This is a genomic window from Prosthecobacter sp. GW821-HT29F12 (genome assembly GCF_058803405.1).
The window spans coordinates 2715851-2728262 of sequence record NZ_CM179517.1 but is presented as its reverse complement, the minus strand read 5'-3'; the positions used below and the strand labels follow the sequence as shown (position 1 = coordinate 2728262).

Below are 12412 nucleotides of genomic sequence, written 5' to 3'. Positions count from 1 at the left end.
TCAGTCGCGGGTGATGACGCGGTCGAGGTTGAGGAGGACGGCTGCTGTCGTGGTGTAGGCGGCGAGTTCGGCGGGAGGAAGCGAGGCATCGGCCTTAGTGGCGCCTTGAGAGATGAGGGCGGTGGCTTCGGCGGGCTTGGCTTGGAATTCGGTGATGCGCTTGCTCAGGCCGGTGGTGAGCTGCTTCAATGCTGCAGGTTCAATGGTGCGGGCAGTGGCGCGCTGGAAGCCGTAGGCGATGCGCTGCTCCGGCGTGGTGCCACCGTGCTGCATCATCTGCTGTGCAAGGCTGCGTGCGGCTTCGACGAAAGTGACTTCATTGAGCAGGGACAATGCCTGTAGCGGCGTGTTGGTGCGGCTGCGCTTCACGGTGCAGATTTCACGTGTGGGCGCATCAAAGAGCAGCATGGTGGGCGGTGCGGCGGTGCGTTTCCAGATGGTGTAGAAGCTCCGGCGGTACAAGCCTTCGCCAGTGTCGGCTTTGTAGCCGCGGAGGTCGCCGTACTTGCTGGTATCATCCCACACACCGTCGGGCATGTAAGGTTTCACACTGGGGCCGCCGATCTTTGGCACGAGCAGGCCGGCCAAGGCGAGGGCCTGATCACGCACAACTTCACCCGGAAGGCGAAAACGAGGGCCGCGTGCGAGGAGGCGGTTCTCGGGATCTTTTTCGAGCAATGCGGGCGTGAGCTTTGACGACTGGCGGTACGTGGCGCTCATGACGATGAGCTTTTGCATGGCCTTCATGTCCCAGCCGCAGCGGATGAATTCCGTGGCCAGCCAGTCGAGCAGTTCCGGATGCACCGGATACTCGGACTGCGTGCCGAGGTTCTCGGTGGATTTGGACAAACCGTAGCCGAAGAATTTCTCCCACGCACGGTTCACCCACACGCGGGCGGTGAGCGGGTTTTCAGGCGAGACGATCCACTGCGCGAGACCGAGGCGGTTGTCGGGCGCGTTCTTCGGCATGGGCGGCAGAACGGCAGGCGTGACCATGCTGACCTTGTCTCCGGGCTTGTCATACTCGCCGCGTTTGAGGATGAAGGCATCGCGCACGGGGCCTTCTTTCATGACCATCACGGAGGGGACGCTGCGCTCGTATTTTTCCAGTTCGGCCTTGGCTGCGGCGAGGGCGTAGTCGGCATCGCGCAGGGGGCTGTCCACACTGGCGCGGTAGTATTTTTCAAGCTCGCTGCGCTGCTGTGGCGTGCGGTTTTCGGTGGGCGTTTTCATCACGGCCAGCACGGCGGCGGGCGGGCCGCCCGTGCCGTCCAGGCTGGCGAGCGTGGGCTCGGCATCGGTGGTGGAAAGGCGGAAGCGGCCCACGTTGTGCCCGGCATAGGTGGACTGATGCAGCATGCGCACGGTGAGCGTGGCACCTGCGGGCACACGCACGGCTTTGTCCACGATGAACATGGCATTGCGCTCGATGCGTTTCTTGGGGTCGTTGCCGTCGATGGCCCAGCCGTTCTTGGGATTATTGTCGAGCAGCAGCTTCACATCGTAGCCTTTTTGCGCGTAGTCCGCCTCGGCGCGGGTGAAGGTGATTTTGACCGGCTTCTTTAAACTGGGGGCGCTGATCTCGCCCTCAAAGCCGGTGAGGACGAAGTTGCCATTGAAGGCGCGGCCCAGGCTTTGATTGGGCAGGGAGGGATCTGGCAGAGCCTCCAGCAGCAACCCGGTGAAACTGCCTTCCGCGAGAGGTGCGGTGACGGTGTAAATGTCAAAGTCGGGATTGCGACCGCCTGCGATCCACGAGGCATCCGGCAGCTTGCGCAAGGCGGCACCGCCTTGGGATTTGGCCTCGGTGATGGGGAGCGCTTCCCACATGGGCTTCTTGGCGGCTTCGGGGTTTTCCATGTCGGCCTCCCAGCTTGCGACGAGGTTGGGCAGTTGGAGCTGGGTCTCGGTGACTTTGGCCTGAGCGGAGTCGATCTTTTTGCGAAGCAGAGCGAGCTGCTTTTCCTCCTCTGCGTCTGGCACGGAGATGATGGGATCGGAATTGCCACCGCTGCGGTTGGAACTGCCCTGAATGGTGCCGCTCTCGGCGATGTTGTTGAAGAAGGCGAAGAGCGAGTAGAAGTCCTTTTGGGTGAAGGGATCATATTTGTGATCGTGGCAGCGGCAGCAGTTCAGCGTGAGGCCGAGCCAGGTGAAACTGGTGGTCTCCACGCGGTCGATGATGTTCTCGATGCGCCACTCCTCAGCGATGATGCCGCCTTCGCCATTGAGGCGGTGATTGCGATTGAAACCGGTGGCCACGATTTGATCGCGCGTGGCATTGGGAAGCAGGTCGCCGCCGATCTGTTCGAGCGTGAACTGATCAAAGGGCTTGTTGTCGTTGAAGGCTTTGATGACCCAGTCACGCCAGGGCCACATGGCGCGGCTGCTGTCCGTCTGGAAGCCATGGCTGTCGGCGAAGCGGGCGAAGTCGAGCCACTGCATCGCCATGCGTTCGCCGTAATGCTCGGACTTCAGCAGGCGGTCCACCACCTTTTCGTAGGCCTTGGGGCTGGTGTCTTTTTCGAAGGCGGCGATTTCTTCCAGAGTGGGTGGCAGGCCGGTGAGATCGAGCGACACACGGCGCAGGAGCGTGGCGCGATCTGCCTCGGGTGATGGGGTGAGTTTTTCCTCCTGAAGGCGCTCGGCGATGAAGGAGTCGATCTCGTTGCGGATGGTGAATTTCGGATCGGTGGTCTTCGGCACCGGTGAACGCTCGGGCTTCAAAAAGGCCCAGTGGCCCTGATACTCGGCGCCTTCGCTGATCCATTGGCGCAGGATGGCTTTTTCCTCGGCGGTCAAAGGCTTGCCGTCTTTGTCGGGCGGCATCACGTCGTCATTGTCGTGCGGGAGTTCCACACGCGCGATGAGCTGGCTCAGTTCGGGCTTGCCGGGCACGAGGGCGATGTCGCCGGACTTTGCGGGCTTGATGGCATTATCGCGCAGATCCAGGCGGAGGTCGCCTTTGCGATGGCCGGCATCGGTGCCGTGGCAATGAAAGCATTTTTCATTGAGGATGGGCCGCACATCGCGGTTGTATTTCAGTTTGGCAGACTCCGCTGTGAGGAGAGCAGGGAAGGCCAGGAGGATGAGAAGGGTGCGGAACATGGTTGGACGTTGTGAGGGTAACGTCTCTCGCACCCCGCCTTTTCGTGGGATTGTGATGCACTATCTTGCTCAGTCGGCCATCTGATCCGCAATTTCCTCCGCTGGGTAAGTCCAGATCTCGCTCAGTGTGGGATGATAATGTGGGATGGCCATGAACTGCTGCACGGTGGCGTGGAAGTTCATGGCGATGACGACTTCGTGGATGAGCTCAGTGGCTTCGGGGCCGACGACACAGGCACCGAGGATCTCGCCGGTTTTCATGTGCGCGAGCATCTTCACGAAGCCGGCTGTTTCGCCCATGACCATGGATTTGCCGTGATCATTGAAGGGATAGCTGGCCTCAAGGAACGGGATGTTGTGGGCTTTGAGTTTTTCGGTGGTGGCACCGACGACGGCGACCTGCGGGTGCGAGAACACGCCGAAGAGGGTGAGGCGGTAGTCGATGTTTTCATCGGCCGCGGCGCCCTGAATGAGTTTTGCGGCATTGCGCGCGGAGATTTCACCCTGCTGGATGGCGATATGCACGACATCGAGCGGGCTGCAGGCATCTCCGGCGGCAAAGATGTGCGGCTGGGAGGTCTGCATGCGGTTGTTGACGATGACCTTGGTTTTATGCAGGGCGACTTTGGCGGCATCCAAAGCGAGGCTCTTCGTGGCGGGCACGCGGCCCATGGCGAGGAGGATTTCATCGACGAGGATCGCGTGGGTGTGGCCGTCTTGGGTGAAGGCAATGCGCTTGCGGCCCTCTTGCTTGGAGACGGAGTTCAGGTGAGTGCCGAGATGAACCGCCATGCCGCGCTCGGTGTAGGCTTTGGCGATGACATCGCTGCATTCGCGATCGAGGCCGGTGAGAAGCTGGGTGTTGCGCTGGAGGAGCGTCACGTGACAGCCCATGGCTTCGAGGTAGTGGGCCATCTCCAAGGCGATGGCCCCACCGCCGAGGACGGCGATGGTTTTGGGTAGAGTGTCAGCATCGAGCACGTCATCGCTGGTCCAGTAACCGGTTTCGGCGAGGCCGGGCACTTGAGGGACGAAGACCTCTGAGCCGGTGGCGATGCAGAAGCTGCGGGCGGTGGCCTGGAAGGAGGCGGAGCCATCGCGTGGCAGGACTTCGACGGTGTGGGCGTCGATAAAGCGGGCGTGACCGCGATAGAGGGCGAAGCGGCCGTCTTCGAGCTGGTCCTCGCGGTAGCCGGCGAAATCGGCGATGAGGGAGCGCTTGCGGTCGCGGATGGTTCGCACATCCACACCGTGGGAGGTGGCTTTGAGACCGAACTCCGCCGCGTGGCGGATGTGGAGCTGGCGGTTGGCGGATTCGATGAGCGTCTTGCTGGGCATGCAGCCGCGCAGGATGCAGAGGCCGCCGAGTTCGGACGCGCCATCGATGACTGCGACACGGAGGCCGGCGCTGTGGGCGGTGCGGGCTGCTGCGTAGCCGCCGCTGCCGCCGCCGATGACGATGAAGTCGAATGAATGGTCTGCCATGGGGAGAAGTGCAGGGGGGATACGGTTTGTGCAAGGGCCTGGCTCCATTTGTCTGATTTCGACCAAACTTTGTTCTTCAAAACACAGACGCGGATTTCGTAGCATTCACGGATCAACCCTTTTACTGCCAACATGAAGACTCGCCGTTCCTTTCTGACTCAGATCATCGCCACCGGTGTCGCGCCGGTGTTTATTCCGGCGCATGTGCTGCGTTCGCAGACGGCGCCGTCGAACAAGATCACGTTGGGGGTTATTGGGGTGGGTTCCCAGGGGACGCATGACATGCGGGCTTTTTTGAATCATGAGGATGTGCGGGTGAGGGCGGTCTGCGACGTGAACAAAAAGAACATTGAGCGTGCGCAGTTGGCTGTGGCGGAACGCTATGGCAGCGCAGATGTGAAGGTGCTGAGTGACTTCCGTGAGCTGAACCGCGACAAGTCGATCGACGCGGTGCTGATGGCGCTGCCGGTGCACTGGCACAGCATCCCGGCGACGGATGCAGTTCTCAATGGCAAGCACATCTACCATGAGAAGCCGATGGGCATGTCGATGCAGGAATCGAAGCATGTGCGGGCGGCGGTGAAGAAGACGGGCGTGGTGTTTCAGTTTGGCACGCAGCAGCGCAGTGATCTGAAATTTCGCTGGGCCTGCGAACTCGCGCGCAATGGTCGCTTGGGCAAACTGAAGGAGATTCAGGTGGGAGTGCCGGGCGGAAAGATCGGACCCGACTTTCCAGAGCAGCCGGTGCCAGGGCATGTGGACTGGGAGCGCTGGGTGGGGCCTGCGCCGATGTCTTCGTTCAACGTGGAGAAGCTCAAGCGCGACAATCATGAGAACATCACGAATTTCTCGCTCGGCATGATTTCATGCTGGGGCATTCATCACCTCGACATCGCCCAATGGGGCAATGGGACGGATGACACGGGGCCCATCAGTGTGGAAGGGGAGGCAACGTATCCTGACAAAGGCGGCTGCGATGCGGTGCTGACGTGGAAGATGCGCATGGAGTATGCGAACGCTGCGCCGATCACGTTTGTGAACGAGAAGAACATGGGCATCGGCCATGGCACGCGCTTCATCGGTGAGAACGGCTGGGTGCATGTGCTGCGTGGCAACATCAAGGCGAGTGATGATGCGATCCTGCGCGATCCCGCGAACAAAGAGGGGGCGATGCCGATCAAACTCATCGCCAGCATCGAGCACACGCGCAATTTTGTAGATGCGATCAAGAACAAGCAGCGGGCGATTTGCGACATTGAAACGGCGGTGAGATCGGACACGCTGCCGCAGCTCACGGCGATGGCGCTGAAGGCGAAGCGCAAGCTGCTTTGGGACCCGAAGTCGGAGACTTTTACGAATGACGAAGCAGCGAATGCGCTCATGAATGCACGGCCGTTCCGTGGGGAGTGGAAGTTGCCGGAGATTGGGTGAGGGTAAACCGAACTTCCGAGTTCGGTTTGAGGGGAGAACGAACTTGGAAGTTCGTTCTACGTCATGTCACCTCCGCTGCCTGACCGCTTCGAACAAGATCGCGGCTCCCGCAGCAGCCACGTTCAGGGATTCCACGGGGGAGTGGAGGGGAATGCGAACGCGGGCATCGCAGGCGGCCATGATATCGGGGCTGGCACCGCGGCCTTCGTTGCCGAGGATGAGAAGGGTAGGCTGGCGCCAGTCGTAGTCGTAGTGCAGCAGTTCGGCTTCGCCGGTGGCGACGACGGTTTTGAGGCCACGGCTGCGGCAGGTTTCGATGGTGCCGAGGCCGGAGACATCCGGCAGGATGGGCAGGCGAAAGGCGGAGCCCATGGAACTGCGCAGGGTCTTGGGAGAGAAGGCGTCTGCGGAGCCGGCGAAGGAAAACAGGCCGCTCACGCCGGCGGATTCGGCGGTGCGCACGAGGGTGCCGAGATTGCCGGGGTCCTGGATGCGATCGAGGCCGAGGATGAGGGGCGCAGGGCAGGCAAAGAGGGCATCCAGTGCCGGCCACGGGCGCTCGGCAATGACGATGATGCCCTGGGTGGAGGTGGTGTCGCTCAAAGATTCGAGGACGGACTCGGAGAGCTGGAAGACCGGGCAGGAGATGCGCTCCAGCAGGGCTAGCTGGGATGCGGAAGGCGCGGCGGCGGTGAAGCAGGCCTGCAATGGGAGGCCTGAGGAGATGCACTCAGCCACGAGGCGTTCACCTTCGATGAAGATCAGGTCGCGCTCACGGCCTTCGCGGACTCTGCGGGCGTGTTTGATGCGTTCGTTGGAGGAGCTGGTGATGAGCATGCGGGGGAGGGGACCATCTATCGGCTAATCCTGTTGTAAATCCATTTGCCGAATGAACTCGGGCGTTTATTATCACAGCCCCTCACGAATGTGCCTGCATAGCTCAGTGGTAGAGCAGCGGTTTTGTAAACCGCAGGTCGTCGGTTCGACCCCGACTGCTGGCTCCATTCGAAACACCTTGTGCCAATAGTTTGATGGATGAAGAGGGGCAAAACGCCCTCTTTCGAAAGGGCCAAAGTCTGGTATTCCGTGCCAGAATGCGCTGGATGAGCCGTTCTCCTGCAGCCAAAACCGCCAGAGGCCGGAATTCCTTCATCTTTGGCCTTTCATGCGGGTGATGAGAAATTCCGGCGCCTGGTGCCGTAACCATCCAGTCCCGGGGTCTGTCTGCACGGGGCATGTTGCCTGCAGCAACATTTCATTTGTTTCAAACAGCCACTGTTTATGAACATCCTCCCGACCTCGCGCCGCCGGTTTCTTCAAGCCGGTGGCATCGGCGCTCTGAACCTCGCCATCCCCGGACTCGTCGTGGGGAAGGACAAGCTGGACGCCTCAGGCAAAGCGGTGGCTTCGAAGAAGCGCTGCATCTTTCTGCTGCTGTGCGGCGGCCCGAGCCAGCTCGACACCTGGGATCTGAAGCCGGACGCACCGTCCGAGATCCGCGGCCCGTACAAGCCCATTCGCACCAAGGTGCCGGGCATGCACTTGAGCGAGCTGCACCCGATGCTCGCCAAGGTGACCGATCAGTTCTGCCTCATCCGCTCGATGACACACCCGGGGCCGATCAACAATCACTTCGACGCGATGCACAACCTGCTCAGCGGGCAGTTGATCGAGCGGGTGAAGCAGGGCGAGCCCGACGGCCTGCCCTATCTCGGCTCCGTGGTGGCCAAGCATCTGCCGAGCGAGGAGAACCTCGTCTCCAACGCCTGGCTCATCAAATGCGTGGGGCCGCCCGTCTTCTGCGCGCCGAACATCGGCTCCGGCGGGTACCTTGGATCTGCGCATGCACCGGTGTTCATCGGCTCCGAGACCAACCATCCCGCGATGCCGAATTTCACGCCGCCGGAGATTTATAACATGGGCGATCCCGAGCGTCTGTGGGAACGGCGCAAGCTGCTGGCCGATCTGGAATCCAAGCTCCTGGCGGACAATCCGCAAGGCAAGGACTGGAACGAACTCCGCGAGAAAGCCTACGACTCCATGACCCGTCCGGAAGGCCGGCAGGCTTTTGATTTGAAGAGTGAGCCGCTGGCCGTGCGCGAACGTTATGGCATGCACCCGCTCGGCCAGAATCTCCTGCTGGCGCGGCGCATGGTCGAGGCAGGCGTGCGCTTCATCACCGTCAATGGCTGGGTGGGTGCCGCGCCGGATGAAAAAGGCGGCGGCCCGCCCAGCTCCAGCTGGGACATGCATGGTGGCAACATGGGCATGGGCAACGCCTTCGGCGGTGGCTCTTATGGCATGAACTTCTGTCTGCCTCGCCTCGATCAAGCGCTCTCCGCGCTCCTCACTGATCTCAAGCAGCGCGGCCTGCTCGAAGACACGCTGGTCGTTGCCGTCGGCGAATTCGGACGCACGCCCATCATCCTGACGCAGGGGCCCCCCGGGCGCCAGCATTGGCCCAAGTGTTTCTCCGCTATCGTCGCTGGTTGCGGTATTCGCGGCGGCGCGATTTACGGCGAATCCGACAAGACTGCTTCCGCGCCGGTGAGCGATCCCGTCACCGTCCAGGATCTCCATGCCACGGTGCTTCATGCCTTGGGTGTGCCTTTGAACGATCTCACCATGAACACCGGCCTCTCCCGTCCGCCTTTCTCCACCGGCAAGCCGGTCATGGGCCTGTTTGGATAGTGTGGTGCAGACTGCGCGGTCAGCGCGAACGCATAAGAAATCAACGTTCTCCCGAACCCGACCGGTCCCCTAGGTTCGCTTTGAGGCTCGAAGAAAAGGTTGTTGCGGTCCGTTTGTCGCTCATGAGACTTCTTCTGGTTCTTCTTGTCACGAATTCACTTTGCGCTGCCGAACTCCGCATCGGCTCGGCCACAGTCAGCATCACGCCGGACAAGCCGGTGGCACTGGCTGGACAGTTTGGCACGCGCATTTCGCAAAGCGTGGAAGCTCCGGTGATCGCCGCCGCCGTGGCGATTGAGTCGGTGGAAGGCGGCAAGGTGGTCGATCAGAGCATTCTCATTTCCTGCGACCTCGTGGCGATCCATCATTCCGTGCTCGCCCAGTTTCGGCAGCATTTGAAGCCGCTGCTGCCCGACTTCGATGTGCGGAAGGTCATCGTGTCCGCCACACACACGCACACCGCGCCGGTGACGTCCGAGATTCCAGAGGAGACGCTGATCACCTATTCGATCCCCAGGGAAGGCGTCATGCAGCCGGTGGAATACACTGCGTTTCTCGTCGAGCGGCTCTCGCAAGCCGCTGTGCAGGCCTGGAAGGGGCGCAAGCCGGGTGGGGTGAGCTGGACGCTCGGGTTTGCCCAGATCGGCGAAAACCGCCGCTCGGTCTTCGCTGATGGCCATGCACAAATGTATGCGAAGACGAATGACGCGCGGTTCCGGCATCTGGAAGCCGGCTCCGATTCGGGGGTCGAGACGCTGTTTTTCTGGAATGCGGAGAAGCAGCTTCAAGCCGTAGCGATAAACATCGCGTGCCCATCGCAGGAAGTGGAGAGCCGTAGCGCGCTCAACGCCGACTTCTGGCATGACGCACGGGAGCAGTTGAAGGCCAAATTGAACCTGCCTGATCTCACGGTGCTCGGTTGGTGCAGCGCGGCGGGTGATCAATCGCCGCATCCGCAGTACCGCAAAGACGCCGAGGCACGCATGATCGCCCTGCGTGGTCTCACGCGGCAGCAGGAACTCGGCCGTCGCATCAGCAATGCCGTGTGCGACACGGTCGATGCTGCCAAGGCTGACATCCGCACTGATGCACCCTTTGGCCACATCGTTGAAGACCTGCCACTGCCGCCGCGCAAGATCCTCGAACGCGAGTATGTGGACGCGAAGAAAAACATCGCGCAATACAGCGTCGTCGAGAAGCCGGACAACCGCGTCATCACGATGCTGAAGCTTGAGCAAGGCATCGTGAAGCGGTTCGAAGAGGCGGACAAGCTGCCGGCTTATGACATGGAGCTTCATGTGCTGCGCCTCGGCGACATCGCCATCACCACGAACACGTTTGAGCTGTATCTCGACTGGGGCATCCAGATGAAGGCCCGCAGCCCCGCTCAGCAGACCTTTGTGCTCCAGCTTACGAATGGCTGCGGCATGTATCTGCCCACCGCGCTCGCCATCGAAGGCGGCAGCTACAGCGGTCTGCCGCACGTGAACAAGGTCGGTCCCGAAGCCGGGCAAATCCTCGTCGATCAAACCGTGCGTGCCATGCAGGCCCTGTTTCCATCACCGGCCTTGGTGAAATAAGGCATGTCGTCGCGAGATCACACTCTTCGCAAAGGTTGAGAAAAGATCATGTCCACGATGGAGATGCGGGAGCGAAGTTCCGCACCGCCTGAACTGGAAAAATGAGCCTTGCCGCCCGTGGCGCGGCGGTCATGCAGAAGGGAGATGTCATGGACATTTAGACCACGCATCATCTCTGCTGTCAGAGGCTCTCCGCCAAGGTGCGTGTCCGGATAGGCGAAGGCCTCCACCCGCACAAACGCCGCCACCCACTGGCCGGCGGTGTCCCGCTGCAAAGGAAACTCGGCCTGCGAGGCATCGACCACCTGCGCCACTCCCTGATCGGTTACAAAACGGATCTGCACATGGGGCCGCTTGACGCTGTCGTTGCCTGTGACAGCCACCTCGACAGCCACCGCCTTGCCAGCGGCATCTCGCCGGACGACGATGCGCGTGAAGCGAAAGGTGCTGTAATCATAAGGTGGCACCACTTCTCCAGCGTCGTTGACCGCCAATGCAGACACCGCTCCGAAAAAGGCTCCCTTTCTGTAAGCGCGCAGAGCCTCCACTTCCGCGCCGGCTGTGTGGCCTGCAGCGTTTGGAACCAGCAGCACATTGCGACCGCGCCCGAAGGTGTTGTGATCTTTGACAAATAAGCCCCAGCAGCGCCTGCCAGTTTTCAGCAGTTCGTCCCACAGCTGGTAGAAGTGCAAGTGCGGCCCCGCGCTGTCGTCGTAGAATCCTTTGCTGGATCCGAAGCCTGAGGTCAGCTGATTCCACACTTCAATGCCCAGCACACGGGGATCAAAATCCAGAAACATCTCATACAGTTTACGGTCTTGGGTGGGGTGGTTGAGCGTGATTCCCCCGCCATCCGCATGCAGCAGTCCGCCGGTGCGACGACCCTCGATGGTTTCTCCATCCAGAGCCGCGCGGAAAACTTCGCGCCAGGGGCGGTTGGTGCCCTGCATCAAGCGACACTGAGTGACCACGAGCTGCTGCTTGTCATAGACCAACTGCGTGTGCAGCTGTGGTTCGGTCGTTCTGAAATAGATCGTGTGACTGCCTGCCTTCAGGGGCCTGTCGTGCACGGGCGCTTTGGCGGCAAATTTGCCGGTGAACTCGCATTCGGTGGCACCTTGGACCGTGAGTTTGGCGAGCCCGCCTTCGGCGATGGACGTTAAAGTCAGGTCCAGCCGATACACGCCAGCCCATGGGCGGGCCTCGTTGAAGACCTGCAGGCCGTCAAACTGATGAACCAGCGGAGATGTGCTGAGCTGCGCAGCACTGAGACTGCTGCCATACCCGGTGGCGAGCAAACTGCCGAGCGAATTGAAATGAAGTCCCGCGTCTGGCATGGAGTGCTGCTCCGCGTTCGGCGCAGCGATGACGTCCGGATGCTTCGACAAGAATGCCTGAGGGAGTGGATACGTGGGCGCAGAAGGATAATAATTGCTGAAGGCAAAGTGGCGGTAGCCCATCGCATAAAACTCCTCACACGATGCCGCCGTCTGCCCCGTATGTTGATGTGACATTGAGTGCAGATAATCGCACTTTTCCCAGTCCACGTCCGCATAGGGGTCATGCAAATCGCCTTCGCTCTTCGTCTCTGCCGCCTGGGCGTCATGACGCAGCAGTGCCTGGGCGCCGTACAAACTGGCCATGGTGGAGAGTATGCGCCTTCGTTTCATGACTCAAACCAACGAAACCACCGCCGGATTGTTTCTGTTGCCGGTTTACGATCGGACATGGATCAACTCTTGTCCGGCATGGTGTTGATCCAGAGGCGCAGCATTTCGAGTTCGGTGGGAGTGATGAAGGGGCCCTTCTTTTTGGGCGGCATCTCCTTGTAGTGGATCAGCTCGATGAGGAGGCTCTTTTTGGCGTTGCCGGGTTTGATGGCGGGACCGGTCACGCCGCCTTCGAGCAGAGCTTCGAGGGTGCGCATGTCCAGCTTGCCATCGCGGCGTTTCGCGCCGTGGCAGCGGATGCATTTCTCTTCGAAGACGGGCAGCACGTCTTTTTGGAAATCGGGTGCGGTTTGCGATTTGTCTTCGGCGCGGGCGTTCACTCCAGCGAGGCTGCCGAGTAGCAGCCCGCTGAAGAGAATTAAGAAGGGTGCCCGCATCACCTGCAAG

8 protein-coding genes and 1 tRNA gene are annotated in these 12412 nt (G+C 60.9%); 4 read left to right on the top strand and 5 right to left on the bottom strand.

Annotation, left to right across the window (positions count from 1 at the left end; translation table 11 throughout):
• Together AC3RLQ_RS11285 and AC3RLQ_RS11280 are read right to left on the bottom strand one after the other, a co-directional pair.
• The gene (locus AC3RLQ_RS11285; RefSeq protein WP_493037100.1) at nt 1-3108 is read right to left on the bottom strand and encodes a PSD1 and planctomycete cytochrome C domain-containing protein; all 3108 of its coding nucleotides are present in this window, start codon (nt 3106-3108) and stop codon (nt 1-3) included.
• Between the two features lie 69 nt (nt 3109-3177).
• Complete coding sequence (locus AC3RLQ_RS11280; protein ID WP_493037099.1) at nt 3178-4593, bottom strand: dihydrolipoyl dehydrogenase family protein; 1416 nt, start codon at nt 4591-4593, stop codon at nt 3178-3180.
• A gap of 132 nt (nt 4594-4725) precedes the next feature.
• Here AC3RLQ_RS11280 and AC3RLQ_RS11275 point away from each other — a divergent pair, with 132 nt between their 5' ends.
• A complete protein-coding gene (locus AC3RLQ_RS11275) occupies nt 4726-6024 on the top strand; it encodes a Gfo/Idh/MocA family protein (RefSeq protein ID WP_493037097.1) in 1299 nt (432 codons plus the stop codon).
• A gap of 66 nt (nt 6025-6090) precedes the next feature.
• On the opposite strand, the gene AC3RLQ_RS11270 is transcribed toward AC3RLQ_RS11275, so the two are convergent.
• Nucleotides 6091-6861 carry a TrmH family RNA methyltransferase gene (locus tag AC3RLQ_RS11270; protein ID WP_493037095.1) on the bottom strand — a complete coding sequence of 257 codons (771 nt, stop codon included), beginning with the start codon at nt 6859-6861 and terminating at the stop codon, nt 6091-6093.
• Between the two features lie 92 nt (nt 6862-6953).
• On the opposite strand from AC3RLQ_RS11270, the gene AC3RLQ_RS11265 reads away from it, so the two are divergent.
• The 3 genes from AC3RLQ_RS11265 (at nt 6954) to AC3RLQ_RS11255 (ending at nt 10295) form a co-directional block, all read left to right on the top strand.
• Nucleotides 6954-7028: transfer RNA gene (locus tag AC3RLQ_RS11265), tRNA-Thr, on the top strand.
• Nucleotides 7029-7305: 277 nt separating this feature from the next.
• A complete protein-coding gene (locus AC3RLQ_RS11260; protein ID WP_493037093.1) occupies nt 7306-8715 on the top strand; it encodes a DUF1501 domain-containing protein in 1410 nt (469 codons plus the stop codon).
• A 122-nt stretch (nt 8716-8837) separates the two neighbouring features.
• Nucleotides 8838-10295: a hypothetical protein gene (locus tag AC3RLQ_RS11255; protein WP_493037091.1), complete on the top strand. Its 1458-nt coding sequence runs from the start codon at nt 8838-8840 to the stop codon at nt 10293-10295.
• A 17-nt stretch (nt 10296-10312) separates the two neighbouring features.
• Here the strand turns inward: AC3RLQ_RS11255 and AC3RLQ_RS11250 are convergent, their stop codons facing one another.
• Together AC3RLQ_RS11250 and AC3RLQ_RS11245 are read right to left on the bottom strand one after the other, a co-directional pair.
• Nucleotides 10313-11965: a CehA/McbA family metallohydrolase domain-containing protein gene (locus AC3RLQ_RS11250; protein ID WP_493037089.1), complete on the bottom strand. Its 1653-nt coding sequence runs from the start codon at nt 11963-11965 to the stop codon at nt 10313-10315.
• Between the two features lie 62 nt (nt 11966-12027).
• Nucleotides 12028-12402, bottom strand: coding sequence for a c-type cytochrome domain-containing protein (locus AC3RLQ_RS11245; RefSeq protein ID WP_493037087.1), 375 nt, complete (start codon nt 12400-12402; stop codon nt 12028-12030).
• Between the last annotated feature and the right edge of the window lie 10 nt (nt 12403-12412).